This window comes from Pseudomonas sp. D47 (genome assembly GCF_045447305.1).
Classification (GTDB): domain Bacteria; phylum Pseudomonadota; class Gammaproteobacteria; order Pseudomonadales; family Pseudomonadaceae; genus Aquipseudomonas.
On sequence record NZ_JBJGXU010000034.1, the window covers coordinates 12,272 to 37,120 of the forward strand.

Consider the following 24,849-nt stretch of genomic DNA (forward strand, 5'->3'; position numbering starts at 1 on the left):
CCTTTGACATGGCTGGGTGCATCCCTATAATGCTGCGCCTATGTTGAATGACCCGATTCCACCTCACGTTGACCCGCGCAAATTGGCAGATCGTGGCACTTCCCTTCAAGGTGAATTGCTGCTGGCCGATTTGGAGAGACTCTGCGACCCGCTTTCCGACACTGTCGGTACGGTGCAGGCCAAATTCGTTTTTGAACGAGATGAACGTAAGTCTGTGGTAATCCACAGTTTTATCGACACCGAAGTCAAAATGGTTTGCCAGCGTTGTCTTGAGCTGGTCACCCTGCCGATTCACAGCGAATGCAGTTACGCTGTGGTGAAGGAGGGTGCGAATACCCAGTCGTTGCCGAAAGGTTATGACGTGCTGGAACTGGGCGAAGATCCTTTGGATCTGCATGCACTGATCGAGGAAGAGCTTCTGCTCGCCTTGCCCATTGTGCCTGCTCATCATCCGGAAGAATGCCAGCAGCCGGAGGGTCTCGATGACGAGGCCGAGCCGAGCGAGGACGAGGTAACGCGGTCCAACCCGTTCAGTGTATTGGCGCAGTTAAAGCGTGACCCAAACGTTTAGGAGTTAATCAATTATGGCTGTTCAGCAGAACAAAAAATCCCGCTCTGCCCGTGACATGCGTCGTTCGCACGATGCCCTGACGGCGAGCACTCTGTCTGTAGAAAAAACCACCGGTGAAATTCACCTGCGTCACCACGTATCGCCAGAAGGCGTATACCGTGGCCGTAAAGTGATCGACAAGGGCGCTGACGAGTAATCACTTGTCTGCTCAAGTCATCGCGATTGACGCAATGGGCGGGGACTTCGGTCCCCGCAGCATTGTTCAGGCTTGCATTGCCAGCCTGGCTGCTACGCCCTCGCTGCACCTGACCCTCGTCGGTCAACTCTCCCTTCTTGAAGAACTGATTGCCAGCCATCCGGCGGTGGATCGCGCGCGCCTGACGATTACGCCGGCCAGCGAAACCATCAGCATGGACGACAAGCCGGCGACAGCCCTGCGTGGCAAGCCTGACTCTTCAATGCGGGTGGCCCTTGAGTTGCTGCGTGATGGCAAGGTGCAAGCCTGTGTCAGTGCGGGCAATACCGGGGCGTTGATGGCGTTGTCGCGGCATGTGCTCAAGACGTTGCCCGGTATTGATCGGCCGGCGATGGTCGCGGCGATTCCTACGCAGAAAGGCTACTGCCAACTGCTGGACCTGGGCGCGAACGTCGATTGCAGTGCCGAGCATTTGTTTCAGTTCGCCGTGATGGGCTCGGTGGCTGCCGAGGCGCTGGGCGTGAACCGACCGCGGGTGGCGTTGCTGAATATCGGCACTGAGGACATTAAGGGCAACCAGCAGGTCAAGCTCGCCGCCACCTTGTTGCAAGGTGCGCGGGGCTTGAACTACATCGGCTTTGTCGAAGGTGACGGCTTGTACCGGGGCGAAGCCGATGTGGTGGTGTGCGACGGGTTTGTCGGCAATATCCTGCTCAAGTCCAGCGAAGGCCTGGCGACCATGATTGCCACGCGTATCGAGGCCTTGTTCAAGCAGAGCCTGGCCTCACGCCTGGTCGGCGCCCTGGCGCTGCCGTTGATGCGTCGCTTGCAGGCTGACCTGGCGCCGGCGCGGCACAACGGTGCGAGCTTTCTGGGGTTGCAGGGCATTGTCGTTAAGAGCCACGGTTCGGCGGGCGTGCAAGGCTTTCAAAGTGCGATTGCGCGGGCGTTGATCGAGATCCAGGAAAACCTGCCGCAACGCTTGCACGGCCGTCTTGAGGACTTGTTGCCTTAGGCGAATCGGCCCGGGAGTGCTTAAATGTGACCGGCCAGTTCAATTGACCATCCAATCTGTCAGTTTCGTACGCTCCCAACCTTGGATTCATCTCAAAATCGGGAGTGCGCATTTTTGACGACCAGATCATTAGGGGCTTGTTACATGTCTACATCCCTCGCATTCGTCTTTCCAGGGCAGGGTTCGCAGTCCCTCGGCATGTTGGCCGAGCTGGGCGCGCAACATCCGCTGATCCTGGAAACTTTCAAGGAAGCTTCCGATGCCCTGGGTTACGACCTATGGGCGCTGACCCAGCAGGGGCCGGAAGAGCAACTCAATCAAACCGATAAAACTCAGCCGGCCATCCTGACCGCTTCGATCGCCCTGTGGCGCTTGTGGCTGGCTGAAGGCGGCGCGCGCCCGGCTTACGTGGCCGGTCACAGCTTGGGCGAATACAGCGCCCTGGTGGCCGCAGGCAGCCTGACCTTGGGTGAAGCGGTCAAGCTGGTCGAGCGTCGTGGCCAACTGATGCAGGAAGCCGTGCCGGCCGGGCAGGGCGGCATGGCCGCTATCTTGGGCCTGGACGATGCTGTGGTGATCGAAGCTTGCGCCGAAGCGGCCCAAGGCGAAGTGGTCAGCGCGGTGAATTTCAACTCCCCTGGCCAGGTGGTGATCGCCGGTGCCAAGGCGGCGGTTGAACGTGCCATCGAAGGCTGCAAGGCCCGTGGCGCCAAGCGCGCCCTGCCATTGCCGGTCAGCGTGCCGTCCCACTGCGAGCTGATGCGCCCGGCCGCTGAGCGTTTTGCCGAGTCCATCGCCGCCATCAACTGGCAGGTGCCGCAGATCCCGCTGGTGCAGAACGTTAGCGCGGCCGTTGCCGCCGACCTCGACACCCTCAAGCGCGACCTGCTCGAGCAACTCTACAAGCCTGTGCGCTGGGTTGAGTCAGTGCAGACCCTGGCCGCCAATGGCGCTACCACGCTTGTCGAGTGTGGCCCGGGCAAAGTCCTGGCTGGCTTGAACAAGCGCTGCGCCGACGGCGTGTCGACTGCCAACCTCAATACCCCGGATGCCTTTGCTGCCGCTCGCGCGGCACTGGCCTGAATCCCTGATCCCCGAACTTAGGAGAAGCCTGCATGAGTCTGCAAGGTAAAGTTGCACTGGTTACCGGCGCCAGCCGTGGCATTGGCCAGGCGATCGCCCTGGAACTGGGCCGTCAGGGCGCCGTTGTTATCGGCACTGCCACGTCCGCCTCGGGTGCCGAGCGTATCGCCGCCACCTTGAAGGAAAACGGCGTTCAGGGCACCGGCCTTGAGCTGAACGTGACCAGCGATGAGTCGGTTGCCGCTGTCCTGGCTGAAATCACTGCACAGTTCGGCGCGCCGGCTATTCTGGTGAACAACGCCGGTATTACCCGCGACAACCTGATGATGCGCATGAAAGACGACGAGTGGTACGACGTGGTCGATACCAACTTGAACAGTCTGTTTCGCCTGTCCAAGGGTGTTTTGCGTGGCATGACCAAGGCGCGTTGGGGTCGAATTATCAATATTGGCTCCGTAGTGGGTGCCATGGGCAACGCAGGCCAAGTAAACTACGCGGCGGCTAAAGCCGGTCTGGAAGGTTTCAGCCGTGCATTGGCCCGTGAAGTCGGCTCGCGGTCGATTACGGTCAACTCGGTGGCCCCAGGGTTCATCGACACTGATATGACCCGCGAACTGCCCGAAGCACAGCGTGAAGCGCTGCTGACGCAGATTCCGCTGGGCCGTCTGGGCCAGGCTCAAGAGATCGCAAATGTGGTCACTTTCCTGGCATCCGACGGTGCGGCATACGTGACTGGGGCTACAATCCCGGTGAACGGCGGGATGTACATGAGTTAAATTGTGACGGATCGCTTCAAAAAAATGTCATACGAGCTGTCTAAAATCCGTTATAAAGCTGCAACTTAATTTATAGGCAGGTGGCGGACCGGGTACAGGGTGAAGCTTTCAGTTGAAAAGCTGAAATGGCTTTCTATACACTTACCCACTGGCCAGCTGCCTGAATTTGTCCATTAGGAGTTAAACAAGGTATGAGCACCATCGAAGAGCGCGTCAAGAAAATCGTTGCCGAGCAACTGGGCGTCAAAGAAGAAGAAGTGACCAACACTGCTTCCTTCGTAGAAGACCTGGGTGCCGATTCCCTTGACACCGTTGAGCTGGTGATGGCTCTGGAAGAGGAATTCGAGACCGAAATCCCGGACGAAGAAGCTGAAAAAATCACTACTGTTCAAGCTGCTATCGACTACGTTACGAACCACCAGGCGTAATAGTTTGTAGTCGTCGCTTGCTGTTAGGGAAAAACCGCACTGCTGTAACGGCGTGCGGTTTTTTCTTTAGCTCTGATGAGACTTTTGCTCTGATGAAGCGTGAGCGCTAGCGAAGTGTCGTCATCAAGAAAAAGGAGAGTGCTGTGTCGCGTAGACGCGTCGTAGTCACCGGTATGGGTATGTTGTCGCCACTGGGTACGGATGTGCCAAGCAGTTGGCAGGGCATTCTGGCTGGCCGCAGTGGTATCGGTCTGATCGAACACACGGACCTTTCTGCCTATTCCACCCGTTTTGGCGGCTCGGTAAAGGGCTTCAATGTCGAGGAATATCTCTCGATCAAAGAGTCCCGCAAACTCGACCTGTTCATTCAATACGGCCTGGCCGCCGGTTTTCAGGCGGTGCGTAATGCCGGCCTGGAAGTCACCGACGCCAACCGTGAGCGCATCGGCGTGGCCATGGGTTCGGGTATTGGCGGTTTGACCAATATCGAAGAAACCAGCCGCACGCTGCACGATTCCGGCCCCCGTCGAATTTCACCGTTCTTCGTCCCGGGCTCGATCATCAATATGATTTCCGGTTTCCTGTCCATCCACCTCGGTGCACAGGGGCCTAACTACGCCATTGCGACGGCGTGCACCACGGGTACGCACTGCATCGGCATGGCAGCACGCAACATCGCCTATGACGAAGCTGACGTGATGATCGCCGGTGGCGCCGAGATGGCCGCCTGCGGCCTGGGCATGGGCGGCTTCGGCGCGTCCCGTGCGCTGTCGACGCGCAACGACGAGCCGACCCGTGCCAGTCGTCCGTGGGACAAGGGCCGTGACGGCTTTGTACTGTCCGACGGCGCCGGTGCGCTGGTACTGGAAGAGTTGGAGCACGCCAAGGCGCGTGGTGCCACGATCTACGCGGAGCTGATCGGCTTTGGCATGAGCGGTGATGCCTACCACATGACCTCGCCACCGTCCGACGGTGCCGGTGCTGCGCGTTGCATCACCAACGCCTTGCGCGATGCGAAGGTCAACGCCGACCAGGTGCAGTACATCAACGCCCACGGCACCTCGACCATGACCGGCGACCTGGCGGAAGCCGAAGCCATCAAGTCGGTGTTCGGTGAGCACGCCTATAAGCTGGCGGTCAGCTCCACCAAGTCCATGACCGGCCACCTGTTGGGTGCGGCGGGCGCGGTCGAGGCGATCTTCAGTGTGATGGCCATCAAGGATCAGGTCGCTCCGCCGACCATCAACCTCGATGAGCCGGACGAAGGCTGCGACCTGAACTTCGTGCCTCACGAAGCGCAGCCGATGCCGATCGACGTGGTGATCTCCAACTCGTTCGGTTTTGGTGGCACCAACGGTTCCCTGGTGTTCCGCCGGTTCACGCAGTGATGCACAGCTGGGTCGACGGTCAGCCAGCGGACAACGTGCCCCTGAAAGATCGCGGCCTGGCGTACGGTGATGGGGTGTTTGAAACCATCGCCGTCAAGGCCGGGCAGCCTGTGCTGCTCGACCGTCACCTGCAACGCCTTGACGAGGGTTGCAGGCGCCTAGCCTTGGTTACGGACTCAAAGCTTGTCCGTAACGAAGTGCTGGCGTATGCCGCCGCCCTTGGCGACGGTGTTCTCAAATTGATCCTCACCCGAGGCGACAGCTTGCGCGGTTATGGCATCAACCCAGGCGCCCCGGTGCGCCGTCTCTTGCAGGGCAATCCGCCCGCTACTTATCCCCCCGCGTATGGAGCCGACGGCATCCGTCTGTTTCCGTGCGCCACCCGCTTGGCCGAGCAGCCGTTGCTCGCCGGTCTCAAGCACCTTAATCGCCTGGAACAAGTGATCGCCCGCGCCGAGTGGCAGGACGTTGAGCACGCCGAAGGATTGATGCTGGATATGTCCGGGCGCGTCATCGAGGGCGTGTTCAGCAACCTGTTCCTGGTGCGCAACGGCGTGTTAACGACCGCCGATCTGAATCGTTGCGGGGTCGCCGGAGTCATGCGCGCCGAGATTCTGGCCCAGGCTCAAGCACTTGGCATGCCGCTGGACGTGGCCGACATCAGCCTTGAGCAGTTGCAGCAGGCCGACGAGGTTTTTGTTTGCAACAGCGTCTATGGCATTTGGCCGGTGCGTGGCTGTGCTGCGATGAGCTGGCCGGTTGGGCCGCTCACCCGTAAACTGCAGGCCATTGTTCGCGCGCTATTGGATATTTGAGTTGATACGAAAACTGGTTTTACTGCTGCAGATCGGCCTGGTCTCGGCAGGCTTGCTGCTGGGCTTCTCGGCCTGGAAGCTTGACTCTGCCTTGAAGCAGCCCCTGAATCTGACCCAGGAACAATTGCTCGATGTACCGGCGGGGTCGACCCCGACGGGGACTTTCAATCGCCTCGAAGCCGAAGGCGTGCTCGATGATGCCTTCTGGTTGCGCCTGTACTGGCGTTTCAACCTCGACGGCCAGCCGCTGCACAGCGGCGAATACCGCATGACCCCCGGCCTCACCGCCGAAGGCCTGATCGGCCTGTGGCAGCGCGGCGAAGTGGTGCAATACAGCCTGACGTTGGTGGAGGGCTGGAACTTCCGCCAAGTGCGATCGGCCCTGGCCAAGCATGAAAAGATCGTGCAGACCCTGTCTGGCCTGAGCGACAGCGAAGTGATGGATAAGCTCGGCCACCCTGGCGTGTTCCCCGAAGGGCGGTTCTTTCCTGATACCTACCGCTTCGTGCGCGGCATGACCGACGTCGAATTCCTGAAAAAAGCCTACAACCGCCTGGACGATGTGCTCGCTCAAGAGTGGAGCAAGCGCGCCGCTGATGCGCCCTACACCGACCCTTACCAAGCGCTGATCATGGCTTCCCTGGTCGAGAAAGAGACCGGCGTGCCGCAAGAGCGCGGGCAGATCGCGGGCGTCTTTGTGCGGCGGATGAAGATCGGCATGCTGCTGCAAACCGACCCAACGGTGATCTACGGCTTGGGTGAACGCTACAACGGCAAGCTGACCCGTGCGCACCTCAAGGAAGCCAACCCCTACAACACCTACATGGTTGCCGGCTTGCCGCCGACGCCGATCGCGATGGTCGGCCGCGAGGCGATCCATGCCGCGTTGAACCCGGTGCCGGGCAGCAGCCTGTATTTCGTCGCCCGTGGCGATGGCAGCCATATTTTCTCCGATGACCTGGATGCGCATAATGCCGCCGTGCGTGAGTTTCAGCTCAAGCGCCGCGCCGATTACCGTTCCAGCCCGGCGCCAGTGGTGAAACCACCGGAAGACGCGTCGCCCCCTGCTGATGCACCGGCGCAAGCACCGGGTGAAACGCCCGCCGAGCCTGCGCGGGACACCGCCGCGCCGCAAAGCCCGCAATGACTCTGACTAAGGACCGCCTGTGACTGGCTTGTTTATTACCCTGGAAGGCCCGGAAGGCGCCGGCAAAAGCACCAACCGCGATTACCTGGCCGAGCGCTTGCGTTCGCAGGGCGTCGAGGTGGTGTTGACCCGTGAGCCCGGCGGCACGCCGCTGGCCGAGCGCATCCGTGAAGTGCTGCTGGCCCCAGGCGAAGAACAGATGAACCCGGACACCGAGCTGCTGCTGGTGTTTGCCGCCCGTGCCCAGCACCTGGCCGAAGTGATCCGCCCAGCCCTGGCACGTGGCGCCGTGGTGATCTGTGACCGTTTTACCGATTCGACCTACGCCTACCAAGGCGGTGGCCGCGGCTTGTCCCTGGCGCGTATCGCCACCTTGGAAACGTTCGTCCAGGGCGAATTGCGCCCTGACCTGACGCTGTTGTTCGATCTGCCGGTGGAAGTGGGCATGGCTCGCGCCAGTGCCCGGGGGCGCCTGGACCGTTTCGAGCTGGAAGGCCAAGTCTTCTTCGACGCCGTGCGCACTGCGTTCCTCCAGCGTGCCGAGGCTGAGCCTGCGCGTTATCACCGGTTGGACGCGTCCCAGCCCCTGACGCAGGTACAGCAGGCCATCGACGCCCTATTGCCGACTCTGCTGGAGCGTGCCCGTGGCTGAAGCCTATCCGTGGCAGGACAGCCTCTGGCAGCAACTGGCCGGCCGTGCTCAGCACGCCCACGCCTATCTGCTGCATGGGCCGGCGGGTATCGGCAAGCGTGCCTTGGCCGAGCGCTTGATGGCCAGCCTGCTGTGCCAGCGCCCGGTCAGTCTGGAAGCCTGCGGTGCGTGCAAATCCTGCCTGCTGCTCAAGGCCGGCAGCCACCCTGATAACTACCTGCTGGAACCCGAGGAAGCCGACAAGGCGATCAAGGTCGACCAGGTGCGTGACCTCGTCAGCTTTGTGGTGCAGACCGCGCAGATGGGCGGGCGCAAGGTGGTGCTGATCGAGCCGGTGGAGGCGATGAACATCAATGCCGCCAACGCCTTGCTCAAAAGCCTCGAAGAACCGTCGGGCGATACCGTGCTGTTGCTGGTCAGCCACCAGTCCAGCCGCTTGTTACCGACCATTCGCAGCCGCTGCGTGCAGCAGGCTTGCCCGTTGCCGAGCGAAGCCATGAGCTTGCAGTGGCTGGCGCAGGCGCTGCCGGAGTGCTCCGAAGACGAACGGGTTGAACTGCTGACCCTGGCCGCAGGTTCACCGCTCGCGGCCGTGAAGCTGCAAGCCCAAGGCGTGCGCGAGCAACGGGCTTTGGTCGTGGATGGCGTGAAAAAGCTGCTCAAGCAAGAGCTGTCCGCGACACAACTGGCCGAAAGCGCCTGGAAGGATATTCCGTTGCTGCTGCTGTTTGACTGGTTCTGTGACTGGTCGAGCCTGATCCTGCGCTACCAGTTGACCCAGGATGAAAGCGGCCTGGGCCTGCCGGACATGCGCAAGGTGGTGCAGTACCTCGCGCAGAAAAGCGCGCAAGACAAAGTGCTGAACATCCAGGACTGGATTCTGGCCCAGCGCCAGAAGGTCCTGGGCAAAGCCAACCTCAACCGCGTGCTGTTGCTCGAAGCATTGCTGGTGCAGTGGGTCGGCTTGCTCGGCCGGCGTTAATTTCCGTGGCCGACGGTTGTATCGTTGGCCAGACACGTTCCGTGGCTCACCTTTACCGGACTAAGTTGTAACTTCCTATGCTCGTAGATTCCCATTGCCACCTTGATCGCCTCGACCTTGCCCAGCACGGTGGCTCCCTTGACGCTGCCCTTGAAGCGGCGCGCCAGCGTGGAGTAGGGCACTTCCTGTGCATCGGCGTGAGCGCCGAGAACGCCGCCGACGTCAAAGCGCTGGCTGATCGTTATGCCGATGTCGATTGTTCGGTGGGCATCCACCCGCTGGATCTCAAACCCGGTGAAGCGCCGGCCCTGGATTGGCTGCTGGGTGAACTCAACCACCCACGCGTGGTGGCGATTGGCGAAACCGGCCTGGATTACCACTACGAGCCCGAAGCCGCCCAATTGCAGCAGGCATCCTTCCGCCTGCACCTGCAAGCCGCCCAGCAAACCGGCAAGCCGGTGATTGTCCACACCCGTGGCGCCCGCGCCGACACGCTCACGCTGCTGCGCGAAGCCGCATTGCCACAGGCTGGCGTGCTGCACTGCTTCACCGAAGACTGGGACATGGCCAAGGCCGCGCTGGACCTGGGCTTCTACATTTCCCTGTCGGGTATCGTCACCTTCCGCAACGCCGACGCCCTGCGTGACGTGGCGCGCCAGGTGCCCGCCGACCGCCTGCTGGTGGAAACCGATTCGCCGTACCTGGCGCCCATCCCCCATCGTGGCAAGCCGAACCTGCCGGAATACGTGCGGGACGTGGCGGATTACCTGGCGATGCTGCGCGGCGAATCCTACGAGCGCTTTGCCGAGCAGACCACCGAGAACTTCAAGCGCCTGTTCCCGCTCGCCCACGTTGCCGGCTGATAAGGCCTAATCGCAGGCAAAAAAAACCCGGGTTCTGGGGGGGGAATCCGGGCTAAGACCATTAGGAGTAAAACAAGAGTACGCAGTCCGTCGGTACCCAGGTCGACGCGTCACTTGGGGGAGATGTCACGTCGACAGTTCAAGTATTGATCAGTATCCCGTTCAGTCCAGTCGCATCTGATCGTTTTTTAAACAGATTTGGAATACGCGCGCTTCGCTTGAGTTCTCATTGAGCAGGTGCACGGCGCCCTTGGGCACGTCTCGTTTCTGACTGATATCAATGAAATCGTTGGCGTGCTGAAGCTAAAGTGCGTGACGGGTTCACATAGACGTTGCCCAACGACTGTTCAGTCGGGATAATCCCTCGTACTGGGTAAATCGTATCGTCATGTAGCCGTGGCCATGCACAACCCTCCTAATATTCACCTCTGCAGACCTCTCCCTCATGCAAAAAGAACCCCGTAAGGTCCGTGAGTTTCGCCGCCGTGAGCAGGAAATTCTCGACACCGCACTCAAGTTGTTCCTCGAACAAGGTGAAGACAGCGTCACCGTCGAGATGATTGCGGATGCCGTGGGTATCGGCAAAGGCACGATCTACAAGCATTTCAAATCTAAGGCCGAGATCTACCTGCGCCTGATGCTCGACTACGAGCGCGACTTGAACGAGCTGCTGCATTCGGCCGATGTCGACAAGGACAAGGAAGCCCTGTCCCGGGCCTACTTCGAGTTCCGCATGCGTGACCCGCAGCGTTACCGCCTGTTCGATCGCCTGGAAGAGAAGGTGGTCAAGGGCCATCAGGTGCCGGAAATGGTCGAGGAGCTGCACAAGATCCGCGCCTCGAACTTCGAGCGCCTGACTCTGTTGATCAAAGGCCGCATCAGCGAAGGCAAGCTTGAAGACGTGCCACCGTATTTCCACTACTGCGCTGCCTGGGCCTTGGTGCATGGCGCCGTGGCGCTGTACCACTCGCCGTTCTGGAGCAATGTGCTGGAAGATCAGGAAGGCTTCTTCCAGTTCCTGATGGACATCGGCGTGCGCATGGGCAACAAGCGTAAGCACAGCGCCGAGCTGCCAAGTGCTGAGCCCAAGAGTGGCGAAACCCCCGCGACTTAAGCCGTTCCCGACACTACTGGCGCAATGATTTACTGCCAGTTGCAGTACCCCAGGAATATACTCAGGCAAGGACCTTGCTAAAAGTTGATTTATAAGTCAGCTTTTAGCGCGCCCGAACAATCCTCTGCCGGAGTGATCCATGATCGTTGATCGTCAAGGCAGGCGGTTTCGCAATTTGCGGATCAGCCTGACCTCAGCCTGCAATTACGCGTGTACCTACTGCGTGCCTAACGGCAAGCGGCTGGTGGCTGCCCAGGACGAACTCTCGGCCGAGGCCATGGCCCGTGGCGTGGCGTATCTGATCGAAGCGGCGGGCATCGAGCGCCTGCGCATCACTGGCGGCGAGCCGCTGGTCAGTCCTAAATTGGAAGCCTTCATGCGCGCGGTGGGTGGGATGGGCCTCAGTGATATCAGCCTGACCACCAACGGCCAATTGCTCGCACGCAAGCTGCCATTGCTGGTAGAGGCCGGCATCCGCCGCATCAACGTCTCCCTCGACACCCTGGACGCCGACGCCTTCCGCACCATTGCCCGTGGCGGCGACCTGGCCACCGTGCTCGATGGCATGGACCAGGCCCGCGCTGCCGGGATCAAGATCAAAGTGAACATGGTGCCGTTGCGCGGGCAGAACCTCGACCAGGTCATGCCGCTGCTCGACTACTGCCTGGAGCGTGGCTACGAGCTGCGCTTTATCGAGCTGATGCGCATGGGCCATCTGGCCAAGGACTCCAACGCGTTCCTGCAGCAATTCGTCAGCTTGCAGCAACTGCTCAGCCTGATCGGCGAACACCACGAATACCTGCAAGCCAATGCGCCGGTCGACGCCACGGCAGTGCGCTACGAAGTGCCGGGCAAGGGCTTCTTTGGTGTGATAGCCAACGAAAGCGTGCCGTTCTGTCGTACCTGTTCGCGGCTGCGGCTGTCGTCCACGGGTTGGTTGCATGGTTGCCTGTCGTCGAGCAACCGTCACTACGTCGGCGACCTGCTCGACCAGCCGCGCCACCAGGCGCTGCCGGCCTTGCAGGGTTTGTTGATGAAGGCCCTGGGTGACAAACAGGAAGTGGCCTTCTCCGGCGGTGCGACCATCATGAAAATCATTGGCGGCTGACGCCGAGTCTCAAGCTTGTAGCTAATATCTGCTCCTCTGGCGCGGATTCTGCATCTCACGCCCATTCGCCGGTTTTCCGTCACCGGCTTCTGGAGGATTAGGATGCGAAGTCTGGTTTTGTTGCTGGCGTCATTGACGCTGAGTGGTTGCATGACCGTCAGCGATATGGCCGAAGGCACCCGCTATCAGATGAGCGACGCCGGGTTGCTGGACCACAGTGATACGCGCCGCACCGCGTCGATTCGCATACAGCCGGACTCTTTTGTGTTTATCGCCCAGGGTGTGTTTGTGCCGCCGGGCAGCGCCTATCCGCGCCCTAACGTGGTGGCGGAGGAAGCCTTCAACGGTTTCGTCGAATATTTCCCGATGGTGCGTCGCGCCCACAAGCCTGAAGGCCTGGAACAGGCCATGTCCGAAGCCCGCGCGGCGGGTGCGCATTACCTGCTGTATTGCCGCTTCGCGGCAGCCGATGACCGTATCGGCAATACCGACGAGTGGACCGATCAACAGGCCCTGGACCGCGTCGGGATCGACACTGGCGTCATTCAGATCATGTTGATCGAGACCAGCACCCAGTATTTGATTGATACTGCACGTATTCGCAGTCGTGGCGGTTTACTGACGTTCCACGACAACAAGCCAGAAGATCTGATTGCCCGCCCACTGGCGCAGTACGCCCGGAGCCTGCTGGGTATGAGTAATCAGTAAGCCAGAGGAGCGCCCGATGACCGATTCCGCCAAGGCCAATGACCTATTGGCCCAACTGCCCAAGGGCAAGGGGCCGGCACCGGTACACCTGTGGAACCCGGATTTTTGCGGCAACATCGACATGCGCATCGCCCGCGACGGCACGTGGTTCTACCAAGGCACGCCGATCGGGCGTAAGCCGATGGTCAAGCTGTTCTCCAACATCATCCGCCGCGATGGCGATGATTACTTCCTGGTCACGCCCGTGGAAAAGGTCGGCATCAGCGTCGATGATGCGCCGTTTGTCGCGGTGACCCTGGAGGTCGAAGGGCAGGGCGAGAGCCAAGTACTGCGCTTCAGCACCAACGTTGACGATCAAATCGAAGCCGGCCTCGAACACCCGCTGCGTGTCGTCATCGACCCCGTCACCCAGGAACCGGCGCCGTACCTGCGGGTGCGCACCAACCTTGAAGCCCTCGTGCATCGCAACGTGTTCTACCAACTGGTGGAGCTTGCGGTCAGCCGTCCGATCAACGGTCAGAACTGGCTGGGCGTCTGGAGCGGCGGGGAGTTTTTCCGCATCGGCCTGGAACCCTGAGGCCGGCTTTTTCATCCTCCTGAAATAATGTGCTTGCTGTCATTAGGCGCTTTCGGTTATCAGTTTGTACATGATTAGACATGTCCGATTTGATAAGAAAAAACGCGTCGTCGACGAGCTCATCCGCCGTATCGAGGGTGGAGTGATGGCCGACGGTTTCCTGCTGCCGGGCGAGCATCAGTTGGCCGAGGAATTCGCGGTCAGCCGTGGCACCCTGCGCGAAGCCTTGGCTGAGCTCAAACGCCGCAACTACATCGCCACCCAGAGCGGCGTAGGTTCCATCGTCACCTTTGACGGCATGGTCCTCGACCAACGCAGCGGCTGGGCCCAGGCCCTGGCTGACACCGGCGCGCGGGTGACCACCGACATCCTGCGCCTGGACGCCGTGACCCGTCCGGACCTGTTCAGCCGTTTCGGCAGCGACCAGTTCATCGCCCTCGACCGCCGTCGGCGCACCACTGACGGCACGGCCGTGTCGCTGGAGCGCTCGCTGATGCCCGCCACCGGTGGCCTGGAAAGCCTGCCCCGCGTCGGCCTGATCGACAACTCCCTGACCATCACCCTGGCGGCCTACGGCTACATCGGTGCCGAAGGTGACCAATGGATCGGCGCCGAGCCGCTGAGCGACGAAGACGCCGAGTTGCTAGGCCGTCCGGCCGGCACGGTATTTCTCAAGGCCTCGCGCACCACCTACGACCGTCGCGAGCGCTTCATGGAGTACGTCGAAAGCCTGCTCGACCCTCTGCACTTTCGTCTGCATCTGCAGTTTGGAGCTTCAAAATGACCGCGGAAAATCGCGCGCTTGGCGCCTTCTACGGCTTGGCCTTGGGCGACGCTCTGGGCATGCCCACCCAGTCCTTGAGCCGCGAGCAGGTGCAACAGCGCTTCGGGGCCATCACCGGCCTGGAGGACGCCGATGGCGACCAACCGATTGCGCCGAATATGCCGGCCGGTTCGATCACCGATGACACTGAACAGGCGATCCTGGTCGGCGAGTTGCTGGTCGAAGGCAAGGGCAAGATCGAACCGACCGTGCTCGCCCAACGCCTGATCGACTGGGAAGCGGTGATGCGCGCCAAGGGCTCCCAGGATTTGCTCGGGCCATCGACCAAGCGCGCCATCGACATGATCCTCGCCGGCCACACGCCGGAAGAATCCGGGCGCTACGGCACCACCAATGGCGCCGCGATGCGTATCACGCCCGTGGGGATCGCCGCCGATGTCAGCGACCCGGCGCAGTTTATCCAGGCCGTGATTCAGGCGTGCCAGGTCACCCATAACACCACGCTGGGTATCTCCAGTGCGGCGTCGGTGGCCGCGGTGGTCTCGGCCGGCATCAACGGCGTGGACCTGGGCGAAGCACTCAACATTGGCACCCAGGTTGCCCAGCAGGCCGAACGCCACGGCCACTGGATTGCCGGTGGACGCATTTCCACGCGAATCAGTTGGGCACGGACCTTGAGCGTCGGCAGTGGCGACAAGGCCTTGTTTGCCGACCTGCTCTACGAATTGATCGGCACCTCCGTCGCGTCCCAGGAATCGGTAGTGGTCTCGTTTGCCCTCGCGCAACAAGTGGCGGTGGGTGCGATGAATGCCTTTGAGGCCGTGTGCCTGGCCGCCAGCCTTGGCGGCGACACCGACACCATCGCCGCGATCCTCGGCGCGATGTTGGGCGCGTGTTTGGGCATGCAGTGCTGGCCTGAGGCGATGATTGAACAGGTCAAGCAGGTCAATGGCCTGGATTTGCAGGCGCTGGTGCAAGGGCTGCTCGAAATTCGATAAGCGCCGCAGGCAAACAGGTGGGAGCGGGCTTGCTCGCGAAAGCGGTGTATCAGGTGGCCTATCAGTTGGCTGAACCACCGCTATCGCAGGCAAGCCAGCGCCCACATTGAGCCCAGTTTGAGTCAGGACGACCGATTGAAGCTTTGACTATCTGCCACAACCACAACAATACAGGCACCAGGAGCATCCCCCTCATGAGCACCCCGTCTAGCGGCCAAAGCGCCGGGCAATTGGAAACACGCGGTATCGAACCGGTCCCTGAAGGCGAGTGTAACGGCCATCCGCTGCAGCTGTTCTGGGTGTGGTTCGCGGCCAACATCAGCATCCTCGGCTTGCCGCTCGGCGCGACCCTCGTGGCCTTTCGTGGCCTGGCGATCTGGCAGGCGATCATCGTCGCGATCCTCGGCGCCGCCGGCTCTTTCGCCGTGGTGGGTATCATCTCGATTGCCGGTCGTCGCGGGCGTGCACCAAGCCTGACGCTGTCGCGCGCCATCTTCGGCGTGCGCGGCAATATCGGCCCCACCTTGGTCTCGCTGATGTCGCGCCTGGGCTGGGAAACCGTCAACACCACCACCGCCGCGTTTGTGTTGCTGTCGTTGTGCTCGATCCTGTTCGGTTCGCCGGTCGAGGCAAAAAGCGCACCGGTGCTGACGCTGATCTTCATTGCCATTTTCGTGCTGCTGACCCTGTCCGTCTCCGGCCTCGGCCACGCCACCTTGTTGGTCATCCAGAAGTGGGCCACCTACGTGTTCGGCGCGCTGAACATTCTGGTGGGCGGCTTCCTCTGCGCCACCATCGACTGGAGCGCGGTGTTCAATGCCACCCCGGCGCCGTTGAGCGCAATGATCATCGGCGTCGGCACCATGGCTGCCGGCACCGGCATCGGCTGGGCCAACGCCGGTGCCGACATGTCGCGCTACCAGCACCGCAGCGTCAAAGCCGCACGCCTGGTGGCATCTGCCGCGTTTGGCGCGGGCATTCCGCTGGTGCTGCTGATCACCCTCGGCGGCCTGCTGTCGGTGGGCAACAACGACCTGGCCTCGGCCACTGACCCGATCATCGCGATCCGCGACATGCTGCCCACCTGGATGGCCGTGCCGTACCTGATCACCGCGTTTGGCGGGCTGTTGCTGTCGAATAACCTCTCGGTGTACTCGGCGGGCCTTACCACCTTGACCCTCGGCTTGAAGGTCAAGCGCGTGCACGCGGTGATCGTCGACATCGTGGCGATCTTCGCCGGCTCGATTTACTTCATGCTGATCGCCGACAGTTTCTACGGCCCCTTCATCACCTTCATCTCGTTGCTGGCCGTGCCGATCACCGCGTGGGTCGGCATCTTCGTGGTCGACCTCATCCACCGTCACTACTACAGCCCCCAAGACCTGCTGGACGTGAGCCCCAGCAGCGCCTACTGGTATCGCGGCGGTGTGGAATGGCGTGCATTCGGCGCCTGGGCGATAGCGATTGTGCTGGGTTTTTGCTTCACCACCATCGGCACCACCGCCGAAAATATCTGGTTCGCCGGGCCGTTGTCCGACTCGTGGCTGGGCCATAACGGCCTGGGCTGGATCGTCACCTTCCTGGTGGCCGGCGGGATTTATGCGCTACTGGGCGGCGCGGCTGACCGTCGTCCGGCTTTAGTCGAGAGCCCTAATGTCTAGATTGCTGCACACCGGCCAGGTCATCGTCGACCTGGTCATGGCCCTCGACACACTGCCTGCGACCGGCGGCGACGTGCTGGCGCAATCCGCCAGCTTCGAAGCCGGCGGTGGCTTCAACGTAATGGCTGCTGCCCGGCGCAATGGTTTGCCGGTGATTTACCTCGGCCGGCATGGCAACGGCCGTTTCGGCGACCTGGCGCGCGCAGCGATGCAGGTTGAAGGCGTGGAAATCGCGCAGGCCGCCAGCGACGGCAAGGACACCGGTTTGTGTGTGTCGCTGACCGAGGCCACCACCGAACGCACTTTCATTTCGCATATCGGCGCTGAAGGCGAGTTGAGCGCCGAGGATTTGGCCGGTGTGGTGCCGCGCGCGGACGACTATGTGTACGTCAGCGGCTACAGCCTGTTGCTTGAAGGCAAGGCGCAGGCGTTGCTCGATTGGCTGCTGGCGCTGCCGCGTGAAATCACGGTGGTGTTCGACCCGGGGCCGCTGGTCAAAGCGCCGGATTCGGCGTTGATGGTTGCCTTGCTGCCGCGTATCGACATCTGGACCAGCAATGGCCCCGAAGCCCTGGCGTTTACTGGTGCGAGGACGTTGGCCGAGGCGCTGCTTGAACTTAATCGCCACCTGCCGGCTGAGGCACTGCTGGTGGTGCGCGATGGGCCGAATGGGTGCTGGGTGAGCCACCAAGGCCAGGCCGAGCATGTGCCGGGTTTCAAGGTGACAGCGGTGGACAGCAACGGCGCGGGGGATGCCCATGCCGGTGTGTTTCTTGCGGGGTTGGCCAAGGGGTTGCAACCTTCACAAGCAGCGCGTCGCGCGAATGCTGCCGCGGCGTTGGCGGTGACACGCTGGGGGCCGGCGACATCACCGGGTACTGACGAAGTGGATGCGTTGTTGGCAGAATGGGGCCTTCTTAGCAGGGAATGAGCCCATGACCCAGAATATCTACGACACCCCGGCCTTCTTCGAGGGCTACAGCAAGATGGGCCGCTCGGTCGAAGGCCTGGCCGGTGCGCCGGAGTGGCCTGCCTTGCAGGCACTGCTGCCGCCGATGCGTGGCTTGAAAGTGGTGGACCTTGGCTGTGGCTACGGCTGGTTCAGCCGCTGGGCCGAGGAGCAGGGCGCCGCGCAGGTGCTCGGGTTGGACGTGTCGCACAAGATGCTGGCGCGGGCCAAAGAGATGACCTCTGCGCCGACCATCACTTATGCAATCGCCGACCTGGAACAGCTCGACCTACCTGCCGGCGCATTCGATCTGGCCTACAGCGCCCTGGCCTTCCATTACATCGTCGACCTCAAAGGGCTGTTTGCGCGCATACACCAGGCGCTAGTGCCCGGTGGGCGGCTGGTGTTTTCCATCGAACACCCGATCTTCATGGCGCCGCGCAATCCTGGGTGGCTGGTGGATGATCAGGGGCGCAAAAGTTGGCCGGTGGATGGTTATCAGTTGGAAGGGCCGCGGGTGACCAACTGGCTGGCCGATGGCGTGATCAAGCAGCATCGTACCTTGGGCACGTTGCTGAATTTGTTGATTCAGGCGGGGTTTACGCTGAGTCATGTGCAGGAGTGGGGGCCAAGCGAAGCGGACCTGATTGCTCGGCCCGAACTGGCGGAAGAGCAAGAGCGCCCAATGATGCTGCTGGTGTCGGCTCAGCGCTGATTTCGGGTGTGCAGCACAAATCAAACTGTGGGAGCGGGCTTGCTCCCACATGAGTTTTGTAGTGGCTGGAAAACCGGCGTTAGCCAGCTTTGCGCAGCGCTTCAATCAACGGGCCAGACCAGACAAAATGGATCACTGAGAGCGTTCACCGTCCAGCTTGCGCGCCTCGTCAACGCCCGAGGCGGTCAGCTTGATCGGCAGGTTTAACGAATATTCACCAGCGTCGTCGGTGGTCACATGCCCATCCTTGATAAACCCACGGTCCTGCAGGAACGCCAAGACACTGGCAACCTCCTTCTCGCCGCGGTAGTTATCCAGCACCTCCTTGCCCAGGCCGTTAGGGTGGGCGTGCAGCAGGCGGGTGAGGACTTCTTTCTCAAGGTTTCTATCGACGTTCATGCGTACCTCTTCACTGGGAAATGATCGGGTGTTCGTCTTGCGTTCGATGTATCAAGGCGCAGGTTGTTTTGGCGAGCCAGGAACATTGGAGTCGTCACCGGTGTTGATTTTTGGCTGGTTAACACTCGGCCCCATTTTTCCGTTGCCGACCGCAGCTGGCGCCTGGCGTTGGGTGTCATTGCCCTGGGTGCGAGGGTCAGCGCCGGGTTGGATGATCGCGCCACCATTGGTATCCATGCCGGTGCCCATCGAATCCTGAGATTCCTGGGTGGCAGGGTTCGGTGGGCTGCCGACCGGGTCAGTCTTGCCGGTCGAGGAAGTGGCCGCAAACGCGTTCAGCGAGGCGGCAGACAACAGGCCCGTGAGGGCGAGGGCGGCAAACTTGGAATTCTTCATGAGGGTGTCTCCATATGATTAATGTCCTTACCCTTTATTGGTCCGCCCGGCCTTCGCGTTCGTGCCTTGATGGCGACGAACGGTATTAGCTCACCTGTAAGATTTTATGTGCTGAAAGATGGCGCCTGATCAGGCGGGCCACGGTGATTAGCCAGTTCAGCGCGGCGATGACCAATAGGCTGAGCATCAGCACGGGCATGCCGTAGTCGACGATGATCTTGCCCGCCAGCCAGGGAAACCCGAACACGCCGACAAAGTACGCCAGGCTGAACAGCAGCAGCGCTTGTGACGTGGTTCCGGCTGGCGCTTCGTTGGCTACCAACCCATTGATCACCGAATACGTCAGGCCGTATCCAACCCCCAGCGTGGCAGCGGCCAGCAAGTAGCTGAGATTACCGCTCACGCCAAACGCAAACAGTGCGATGGCCCCGAGCATGATCCCGGACAACACACAGGCGGCCCGGTAGGCATCACGCTTGACCACGAACCCCGCGATCAACAGGCGGCTGGTGATCGCAGCACTCAGGAACCCCGCGAAGAACAGCGAATAGTCCAACCCGTGCGCGGCCGCGTAACTGGTCTGGAACGACGAAAGCCCACCAAACACGCAACCTCCCAGGCCGACCATCAAGATCGCGAACCCCGCCTTGGAGGACAGCACGCGACGGCTGGCGGCCCAGGAAATCCTCGACGCCGGCACATTCGCGTGCTGCTTGAGTTGAGCGCCCATGCGCCAGAACATCACCACCCCGGCAAGGCTGGCCACCCCGGCGATGTAGAACGCCGTGGTCAGGGGCAGGTCCAGCGCACTGGCAGCGCGCCCGAGCAGCGGGCCGGAGCCGATCCCGCTCAACATGCTGCCCGACAGCAGGGCAAAGTACTTGGCTCGCTGCTGGGGCTCCACCAACAGGCTCACGATGATCGGGCCCAAGGTGTAGAACACGCCCCAGCCCAACCCCAGGGCCAGCCCGAACACCATTAAGCCTTGGCCAAACCCCGGCATCAGGGCAAAACCCAGGCAGGCCACCACCAGCAATACACCCATCCCCGCAATGGCTCGCGCCGCGCCCAATGCATCGGCCAAATGCCCGGAGAACACCACCGCCACGAAGGTGCTGAGCATCGCCATGGAAATCACACTGCCGGCGTCGTGCTCATTACCGCCGCGCGAATGAATCAGCAGCGACAGCAGAAACGTCGAGCCGTAGGACAGTGACAGCAGGAAGCTGGCGAGGCAGAACAGGGCGAAGGTCTTCGCGCCCACCGTAGACGGGGTGTGCATGAGCGAGTCTCGAATTGTTGGATTTATGCCCTCTGTTTACCACGCGTGGCCAAGCGGATTGTTCTGTGGTTGGTGGTGCTCGGATTACTGTTCGACGGAGTAAAGCGCGCGGGCCCCGCGAAAATGCACTGCAATCAGTCATCAAAGCGCCTTAGTATGTGGCCTTTGAAATTGCCCAAGGCCCGCCCATGACCATCGAGATTCGCCCTGCCGTGCCCAGCGATGCTGCGCAGATCCTGACGTTCATCACTGAGCTTGCCGAATACGAAAAAGCCCGGCATGAGGTGATCGCCAGTGTCGTGGACATCGAGCGCAGCCTGTTCAGCGAGGGCGCCACTGCCCATGGCCTGATCTGCTCGCGAGACGGTTTGCCGATTGGTTTTGCGGTGTTCTTTTTCAGTTACTCCACGTGGCTGGGCAGCAACTCCCTGTACCTCGAAGACCTGTACATCAACCCCGAGCAACGCGGCGGCGGGGCGGGCAAAAAGTTGCTGCGCCACCTGGCGAAGATCGCCTGCGACAACGGTTGCGGGCGTTTTGAGTGGAGCGTGCTGGACTGGAACGAACCGGCGATTGCGTTCTACAAATCCATCGGCGCGCAGCCGCAGGAAGAGTGGGTGCGTTACCGCATGGAAGGGGATGCACTGCGCGATTTCGCCCAGGGCTGAATTCACCCTTCCACGCACACCGAAGATCAAATGTGGGCGCTGGCTTGCCCGCGATAGCGGTGGTTCAGCCAATGATTTATTGCCTGACCCGCCGTATTCGCGAGCAAGCCCGTTTCCACATTTTTTTGGCTTTGTTTCACTATATGGGATGCAAATTTATATATTGAGATATTTCAAATGATGGGTTTATAGTCGGCAGCATCAGCACTCACTACCAAAAATAAAACAGGTGAAGCGATGCAGCCCCAACCGTTGTCATTACCCGCCGTGCCCGAACCTACCTACGGCGAGCGGCTGAAGAACAAAGTGGTGATCATCACCGGTGCTGCCCAAGGCATTGGCGAGGCGATCGTCGCCTGCTTCCAGGCCCAGCAGGCGCGCTTGGTCATCGCGGATATTCAGGCTGAAAAAGTCGAAAAAGTCGCCGCACACTGGCGCGAACGCGGCGCCGAGATCGTCGCGCAGGCCGTCGATATCACCTCTAAAGAGCAATGGCAGTCGCTGGTCAACCTGGCCATCGAGCGTTTTGGCCGTGTGGATGTGCTGGTCAACTGCGCCGGGGTCAATGTGTTCCGCGACCCGTTGGAAATGACCGACGAAGATTGGCGCCGTTGCTTCGCCATCGATCTCGACGGCGCCTGGTTCGGTTGCCGCACAGTGCTGCCGCACATGATCGAGCAGGGCATCGGCAACATCATCAACATCGCCTCCACCCATTCCAGCCACATCATCCCCGGCTGCTTTCCCTATCCGGTCGCCAAGCATGGCCTGCTCGGGCTGACCCGCGCCCTCGGCATCGAATACGCGCCCAAGGGCATCCGCGTGAATGCCATCGCCCCGGGCTATATCGAAACCCAGCTCAACGTCGATTACTGGAACGGTTTCCCCGACCCCCACGCCGAACGGCAACGCGCCTTCGACCTGCACCCGCCCAAGCGCATCGGCCAGCCGGTTGAGGTGGCGATGTCGGCGCTGTTCCTGGCGACCGACGAGGCGCCCTTTATCAATGCAACCTGCCTGATGATCGATGGCGGGCGTTCTGTGATGTACCACGACTAAAAACGTTTCCAATAACAAGAAGGAGGTGGTTCATGTTCAAGAAAACACTCGGCGCCTTGGCGCTCGCTGTTGCCTTTAGCGGCTTTGCATCTGCCGAAGAAGTGAAGATCGGCTTCCTGGTCAAGCAAGCCGAAGAACCTTGGTTCCAGACCGAATGGGCTTTCGCCGAAAAAGCCGGCAAGGACCAGGGCTTCACCGTGATCAAGATCGCCGTGCCGGATGGCGAGAAAACCCTTTCCGCTATCGACACCCTCGCGGCCAACGGCGCCAAAGGCTTCGTCATCTGCCCACCGGACGTGTCCCTGGGCCCGGCGATCATGGCCAAGGCCAAGCTCAACGGTTTGAAAGTGCTGGCGGTGGACGACCGTTTCGTCGACGCCAAAGGCAAGCCCATGGAAGACGTGCCTTACGTCGGCCTGGACGCCTACAAGATCGGCCAGAAACAAGGCGAAGCCATGGCCACCGAAGCCAAGCGTCGCAACTGGGACTGGAAAGACACCTACGCCGTCATCAACACCTTTGACGAGCTGGAAACCGGCAAGAAGCGCTCCGACGGTTCGGTAGAAGGCCTGAAGGCCGCCGGCCTGCCCGCCGACCACATCCTGTTCAGCGCACAGAAAACCCTCGATGTGCCGGGCAGCATGGATTCCACCAACTCGGCGCTGGTGAAACTGCCGGGCACCGCGAAAAACCTGATCATCGGCGGCATGAACGACAGCACCGTATTGGGCGGCGTGCGCGCCACCGAGAGCGCCGGTTTCAAGGCGGCCAACGTGATCGGCGTCGGCATCAACGGCACCGACGCCATCGAAGAGCTGAAGAAATCCGACACTGGCTTCTACGGCTCGATGCTGCTGAGCCCGGACGCTTCGGGCTATAAAACCGCCAGCGCGATGTTCGAGTGGGTGACCAAAGGCACTGAGCCGGCCAAGTTCACCGCCTTGGACAACGTGACCCTGATCACCCGCGCCAACTTCAAGGAAGAGTTGAGCAAAATCGGTCTGTGGAAATGAGCGGCGCAGCCCTGCGTTTCAACGGCATCGGCAAGGATTTTCCCGGGGTCAAAGCCTTGGCGCAGATCAGCTTTGAAGCACGGCCGCACTCGGTACATGCGCTGATGGGTGAGAACGGCGCGGGCAAGTCGACGCTGCTGAAAATCCTCGGCGGCGCCTACATCCCGAGCAGTGGCACGGTGCAGATCGGCGAGCAGACCATGGCCTTCAAAAATGCCGCCGACAGCATCGCCAACGGTGTCGCGGTGATCCACCAAGAGCTGCACTTGGTACCGGAAATGACCGTGGCCGAGAACCTGTTCCTCGGGCATTTGCCATCGCGTTTCGGCGTGGTCAATGGCGGCCAGCTGCGCAAGCAGGCGCTGGCCTGCCTCAAAGGCCTGGCCGATGAAATCGACCCGCAGGAGAAGCTCGGGCGCCTGTCCCTGGGCCAGCGCCAACTGGTGGAAATCGCCAAGGCATTGTCCCGTGGCGCCCATGTGATTGCGTTCGATGAACCCACCAGCAGCCTGTCGGCACGCGAAATCGACCGCTTGATGGCGATCATCACGCGCCTGCGTGACGAGGGCAAAGTGGTGCTGTACGTGTCGCACCGTATGGAAGAAGTGTTCCGCATCTGCGACGCCGTCACGGTGTTCAAGGACGGCCGCTTCGTGCGCACCTTTGACGACATGGCCGCGCTGACCCATGACCAGTTGGTGACCTGCATGGTCGGTCGCGATATTCAGGACATCTACGATTACCGCCCGCGTGAGCGCGGCGAGGTGGCGCTCAAGGTCGAGGGTTTGCTCGGCCCGGGCTTGCGTGAAGCGGTCAGCTTGCAAGTGCACAAAGGCGAGATTCTCGGCCTGTTTGGTTTGGTGGGTGCCGGGCGCACTGAGCTGTTTCGCTTGCTCAGCGGGCTGCAACGCGCCACCGCCGGGCAGTTGGAATTGTTTGGGCAAACCCTGCAACTGCATTCGCCCCGCGATGCCATCGCCGCCGGCGTGCTGCTCTGCCCGGAGGACCGCAAAAAGGAAGGCATCATCCCGCTGTCCAGCGTGGCTGAGAACATCAACATCAGTGCGCGCGGTGCCCATTCCACCTTTGGCTGGCTCCTGCGTGAAGGCTGGGAGAAGGGCAACGCCGACCAGCAAATCAAGGCCATGAAAGTCAAAACGCCGAACGCCGAACAGAAAATCATGTACCTGTCCGGCGGCAACCAACAGAAAGCCATTCTCGGCCGCTGGCTGTCGATGCCAATGAAGGTGCTGCTGCTCGATGAGCCGACCCGTGGCATCGATATCGGCGCCAAGTCGGAGATCTACCAGATCATCCACAACCTAGCGGCCAGTGGCATTGCGGTGATTGTTGTGTCCAGCGACCTGATGGAAGTGATGGGCATCTCCGACCGTATCGTGGTGATGAGCGAAGGCGCGCTGACGGGCGAGTTGAACCGCGACCAGGCGGATGAAGCACGGCTATTGCAACTGGCCCTTCCGCGTACGCGGGCTTGAAGAATT

General features: G+C 61.1%; 28 protein-coding genes. 25 read left to right on the top strand and 3 right to left on the bottom strand.

Translation table 11 applies throughout. The features are described 5' to 3' along the window. The first annotated feature begins 40 nt into the window (after positions 1–40). The 21 genes from ACI77I_RS20525 (at position 41) to ACI77I_RS20625 (ending at position 18,530) form a co-directional block, all read left to right on the top strand. Positions 41–571, top strand: coding sequence for a YceD family protein (locus ACI77I_RS20525; RefSeq protein ID WP_032886799.1), 531 nt, complete (start codon positions 41–43; stop codon positions 569–571). Positions 572–584: 13 nt separating this feature from the next. Continuing rightward, positions 585–767: a 50S ribosomal protein L32 gene (gene rpmF / locus ACI77I_RS20530; RefSeq protein ID WP_008152339.1), complete on the top strand. Its 183-nt coding sequence runs from the start codon at positions 585–587 to the stop codon at positions 765–767. A 4-nt stretch (positions 768–771) separates the two neighbouring features. Further along, a complete protein-coding gene (gene plsX, locus ACI77I_RS20535; RefSeq protein WP_406998280.1) occupies positions 772–1,782 on the top strand; it encodes a phosphate acyltransferase PlsX in 1,011 nt (336 codons plus the stop codon). Between the two features lie 144 nt (positions 1,783–1,926). Next, positions 1,927–2,865: an ACP S-malonyltransferase gene (gene fabD, locus ACI77I_RS20540; RefSeq protein WP_094952765.1), complete on the top strand. Its 939-nt coding sequence runs from the start codon at positions 1,927–1,929 to the stop codon at positions 2,863–2,865. A gap of 32 nt (positions 2,866–2,897) precedes the next feature. Further along, positions 2,898–3,641, top strand: a complete 744-nt coding sequence (gene fabG / locus ACI77I_RS20545; protein ID WP_015885432.1) for a 3-oxoacyl-ACP reductase FabG — start codon at positions 2,898–2,900, stop codon at positions 3,639–3,641. 191 nt (positions 3,642–3,832) lie between these two features. Next, the gene (gene acpP, locus ACI77I_RS20550; RefSeq protein WP_094468504.1) at positions 3,833–4,069 is read left to right on the top strand and encodes an acyl carrier protein; all 237 of its coding nucleotides are present in this window, start codon (positions 3,833–3,835) and stop codon (positions 4,067–4,069) included. A gap of 143 nt (positions 4,070–4,212) precedes the next feature. Further along, positions 4,213–5,457 carry a beta-ketoacyl-ACP synthase II gene (fabF, locus tag ACI77I_RS20555; RefSeq protein WP_094952766.1) on the top strand — a complete coding sequence of 415 codons (1,245 nt, stop codon included), beginning with the start codon at positions 4,213–4,215 and terminating at the stop codon, positions 5,455–5,457. Next, positions 5,457–6,272, top strand: coding sequence for an aminodeoxychorismate lyase (gene pabC, locus ACI77I_RS20560; RefSeq protein WP_406998281.1), 816 nt, complete (start codon positions 5,457–5,459; stop codon positions 6,270–6,272). The genes fabF and pabC overlap by 1 nt, the downstream gene beginning before the upstream one ends. Before the next feature lies 1 nt (position 6,273). After that, positions 6,274–7,419 (top strand): endolytic transglycosylase MltG, encoded by a 1,146-nt coding sequence (gene mltG / locus ACI77I_RS20565; protein ID WP_094952768.1) that lies wholly within the window; start codon positions 6,274–6,276, stop codon positions 7,417–7,419. Between the two features lie 19 nt (positions 7,420–7,438). Continuing rightward, positions 7,439–8,071 carry a dTMP kinase gene (tmk, locus tag ACI77I_RS20570; RefSeq protein WP_094952769.1) on the top strand — a complete coding sequence of 211 codons (633 nt, stop codon included), beginning with the start codon at positions 7,439–7,441 and terminating at the stop codon, positions 8,069–8,071. After that, positions 8,064–9,053, top strand: a complete 990-nt coding sequence (locus ACI77I_RS20575; protein WP_406998282.1) for a DNA polymerase III subunit delta' — start codon at positions 8,064–8,066, stop codon at positions 9,051–9,053. Before tmk ends, ACI77I_RS20575 begins: the two co-directional genes overlap by 8 nt. 77 nt (positions 9,054–9,130) lie before the next feature. Further along, complete coding sequence (locus ACI77I_RS20580) at positions 9,131–9,916, top strand: TatD family hydrolase (RefSeq protein WP_094952771.1); 786 nt, start codon at positions 9,131–9,133, stop codon at positions 9,914–9,916. A 445-nt stretch (positions 9,917–10,361) separates the two neighbouring features. Further along, the gene (locus ACI77I_RS20585) at positions 10,362–11,030 is read left to right on the top strand and encodes a TetR/AcrR family transcriptional regulator (RefSeq protein WP_094952772.1); all 669 of its coding nucleotides are present in this window, start codon (positions 10,362–10,364) and stop codon (positions 11,028–11,030) included. A 139-nt stretch (positions 11,031–11,169) separates the two neighbouring features. Continuing rightward, entirely contained in the window at positions 11,170–12,138 is a 969-nt protein-coding gene (locus ACI77I_RS20590) for a GTP 3',8-cyclase MoaA (protein WP_094952773.1), read from the top strand. 102 nt (positions 12,139–12,240) lie between these two features. After that, positions 12,241–12,846 (top strand): DUF4823 domain-containing protein, encoded by a 606-nt coding sequence (locus tag ACI77I_RS20595; protein WP_094952774.1) that lies wholly within the window; start codon positions 12,241–12,243, stop codon positions 12,844–12,846. A gap of 16 nt (positions 12,847–12,862) precedes the next feature. Then, positions 12,863–13,423, top strand: a complete 561-nt coding sequence (locus tag ACI77I_RS20600) for a DUF1285 domain-containing protein (protein ID WP_242152056.1) — start codon at positions 12,863–12,865, stop codon at positions 13,421–13,423. A 70-nt stretch (positions 13,424–13,493) separates the two neighbouring features. Beyond that, positions 13,494–14,207, top strand: coding sequence for a GntR family transcriptional regulator (locus ACI77I_RS20605; RefSeq protein WP_406998283.1), 714 nt, complete (start codon positions 13,494–13,496; stop codon positions 14,205–14,207). Further along, the gene (locus ACI77I_RS20610; protein WP_406998284.1) at positions 14,204–15,205 is read left to right on the top strand and encodes an ADP-ribosylglycohydrolase family protein; all 1,002 of its coding nucleotides are present in this window, start codon (positions 14,204–14,206) and stop codon (positions 15,203–15,205) included. The genes ACI77I_RS20605 and ACI77I_RS20610 overlap by 4 nt, the downstream gene beginning before the upstream one ends. A 194-nt stretch (positions 15,206–15,399) precedes the next feature. Next, positions 15,400–16,866: a purine-cytosine permease family protein gene (locus tag ACI77I_RS20615; RefSeq protein ID WP_406998285.1), complete on the top strand. Its 1,467-nt coding sequence runs from the start codon at positions 15,400–15,402 to the stop codon at positions 16,864–16,866. Further along, positions 16,859–17,797 (top strand): PfkB family carbohydrate kinase, encoded by a 939-nt coding sequence (locus ACI77I_RS20620; protein WP_406998286.1) that lies wholly within the window; start codon positions 16,859–16,861, stop codon positions 17,795–17,797. Before ACI77I_RS20615 ends, ACI77I_RS20620 begins: the two co-directional genes overlap by 8 nt. Positions 17,798–17,801: 4 nt before the next feature. Then, a complete protein-coding gene (locus ACI77I_RS20625; protein ID WP_094952780.1) occupies positions 17,802–18,530 on the top strand; it encodes a bifunctional 2-polyprenyl-6-hydroxyphenol methylase/3-demethylubiquinol 3-O-methyltransferase UbiG in 729 nt (242 codons plus the stop codon). A 132-nt stretch (positions 18,531–18,662) separates the two neighbouring features. Here the strand turns inward: ACI77I_RS20625 and ACI77I_RS20630 are convergent, their stop codons facing one another. The 3 genes from ACI77I_RS20630 to ACI77I_RS20640 all read right to left on the bottom strand — a co-directional run bounded on the left by ACI77I_RS20630 (position 18,663) and on the right by ACI77I_RS20640 (position 20,607). Continuing rightward, entirely contained in the window at positions 18,663–18,929 is a 267-nt protein-coding gene (locus tag ACI77I_RS20630) for a hypothetical protein (protein WP_263273850.1), read from the bottom strand. Between the two features lie 51 nt (positions 18,930–18,980). After that, on the bottom strand, positions 18,981–19,325 hold the full coding sequence (locus ACI77I_RS20635) for a hypothetical protein (protein ID WP_094952800.1): 345 nt from the start codon (positions 19,323–19,325) through the stop codon (positions 18,981–18,983). Positions 19,326–19,410: 85 nt separating this feature from the next. Continuing rightward, the gene (locus tag ACI77I_RS20640) at positions 19,411–20,607 is read right to left on the bottom strand and encodes an MFS transporter (RefSeq protein ID WP_263273849.1); all 1,197 of its coding nucleotides are present in this window, start codon (positions 20,605–20,607) and stop codon (positions 19,411–19,413) included. 188 nt (positions 20,608–20,795) lie between these two features. Here ACI77I_RS20640 and ACI77I_RS20645 point away from each other — a divergent pair, with 188 nt between their 5' ends. From ACI77I_RS20645 to araG, 4 genes are all read left to right on the top strand, one after another. Then, entirely contained in the window at positions 20,796–21,275 is a 480-nt protein-coding gene (locus ACI77I_RS20645) for a GNAT family N-acetyltransferase (protein WP_094952803.1), read from the top strand. A gap of 237 nt (positions 21,276–21,512) precedes the next feature. Continuing rightward, positions 21,513–22,334, top strand: coding sequence for an SDR family oxidoreductase (locus ACI77I_RS20650; RefSeq protein ID WP_094952798.1), 822 nt, complete (start codon positions 21,513–21,515; stop codon positions 22,332–22,334). 32 nt (positions 22,335–22,366) lie between these two features. Continuing rightward, a complete protein-coding gene (locus ACI77I_RS20655) occupies positions 22,367–23,347 on the top strand; it encodes a substrate-binding domain-containing protein (RefSeq protein WP_406998287.1) in 981 nt (326 codons plus the stop codon). After that, the gene (araG, locus tag ACI77I_RS20660) at positions 23,344–24,843 is read left to right on the top strand and encodes an L-arabinose ABC transporter ATP-binding protein AraG (RefSeq protein WP_094952796.1); all 1,500 of its coding nucleotides are present in this window, start codon (positions 23,344–23,346) and stop codon (positions 24,841–24,843) included. The genes ACI77I_RS20655 and araG overlap by 4 nt, the downstream gene beginning before the upstream one ends. Positions 24,844–24,849: the final 6 nt, after the last annotated feature.

Excerpts from the sequence above, each read along its gene's own strand:
- ACI77I_RS20525 (WP_032886799.1), top strand. The coding sequence starts at position 41 with ATGTTGAATGACCCGATTCCACCTCACGTTGACCCGCGCAAATTGGCA.
- rpmF (WP_008152339.1), top strand. The coding sequence starts at position 585 with ATGGCTGTTCAGCAGAACAAAAAATCCCGCTCTGCCCGTGACATGCGT.
- fabD (WP_094952765.1), top strand. The coding sequence starts at position 1,927 with ATGTCTACATCCCTCGCATTCGTCTTTCCAGGGCAGGGTTCGCAGTCC.
- fabG (WP_015885432.1), top strand. The coding sequence starts at position 2,898 with ATGAGTCTGCAAGGTAAAGTTGCACTGGTTACCGGCGCCAGCCGTGGC.
- acpP (WP_094468504.1), top strand. The coding sequence starts at position 3,833 with ATGAGCACCATCGAAGAGCGCGTCAAGAAAATCGTTGCCGAGCAACTG.
- pabC (WP_406998281.1), top strand. The coding sequence starts at position 5,457 with ATGCACAGCTGGGTCGACGGTCAGCCAGCGGACAACGTGCCCCTGAAA.
- ACI77I_RS20580 (WP_094952771.1), top strand. The coding sequence starts at position 9,131 with ATGCTCGTAGATTCCCATTGCCACCTTGATCGCCTCGACCTTGCCCAG.
- ACI77I_RS20585 (WP_094952772.1), top strand. The coding sequence starts at position 10,362 with ATGCAAAAAGAACCCCGTAAGGTCCGTGAGTTTCGCCGCCGTGAGCAG.
- ACI77I_RS20590 (WP_094952773.1), top strand. The coding sequence starts at position 11,170 with ATGATCGTTGATCGTCAAGGCAGGCGGTTTCGCAATTTGCGGATCAGC.
- ACI77I_RS20595 (WP_094952774.1), top strand. The coding sequence starts at position 12,241 with ATGCGAAGTCTGGTTTTGTTGCTGGCGTCATTGACGCTGAGTGGTTGC.
- ACI77I_RS20600 (WP_242152056.1), top strand. The coding sequence starts at position 12,863 with ATGACCGATTCCGCCAAGGCCAATGACCTATTGGCCCAACTGCCCAAG.
- ACI77I_RS20605 (WP_406998283.1), top strand. The coding sequence starts at position 13,494 with ATGATTAGACATGTCCGATTTGATAAGAAAAAACGCGTCGTCGACGAG.
- ACI77I_RS20610 (WP_406998284.1), top strand. The coding sequence starts at position 14,204 with ATGACCGCGGAAAATCGCGCGCTTGGCGCCTTCTACGGCTTGGCCTTG.
- ACI77I_RS20615 (WP_406998285.1), top strand. The coding sequence starts at position 15,400 with ATGAGCACCCCGTCTAGCGGCCAAAGCGCCGGGCAATTGGAAACACGC.
- ACI77I_RS20620 (WP_406998286.1), top strand. The coding sequence starts at position 16,859 with ATGTCTAGATTGCTGCACACCGGCCAGGTCATCGTCGACCTGGTCATG.
- ACI77I_RS20625 (WP_094952780.1), top strand. The coding sequence starts at position 17,802 with ATGACCCAGAATATCTACGACACCCCGGCCTTCTTCGAGGGCTACAGC.
- ACI77I_RS20630 (WP_263273850.1), bottom strand. The coding sequence starts at position 18,929 with ATGAACGTCGATAGAAACCTTGAGAAAGAAGTCCTCACCCGCCTGCTG.
- ACI77I_RS20635 (WP_094952800.1), bottom strand. The coding sequence starts at position 19,325 with ATGAAGAATTCCAAGTTTGCCGCCCTCGCCCTCACGGGCCTGTTGTCT.
- ACI77I_RS20640 (WP_263273849.1), bottom strand. The coding sequence starts at position 20,607 with ATGCACACCCCGTCTACGGTGGGCGCGAAGACCTTCGCCCTGTTCTGC.
- ACI77I_RS20645 (WP_094952803.1), top strand. The coding sequence starts at position 20,796 with ATGACCATCGAGATTCGCCCTGCCGTGCCCAGCGATGCTGCGCAGATC.
- ACI77I_RS20650 (WP_094952798.1), top strand. The coding sequence starts at position 21,513 with ATGCAGCCCCAACCGTTGTCATTACCCGCCGTGCCCGAACCTACCTAC.
- ACI77I_RS20655 (WP_406998287.1), top strand. The coding sequence starts at position 22,367 with ATGTTCAAGAAAACACTCGGCGCCTTGGCGCTCGCTGTTGCCTTTAGC.
- araG (WP_094952796.1), top strand. The coding sequence starts at position 23,344 with ATGAGCGGCGCAGCCCTGCGTTTCAACGGCATCGGCAAGGATTTTCCC.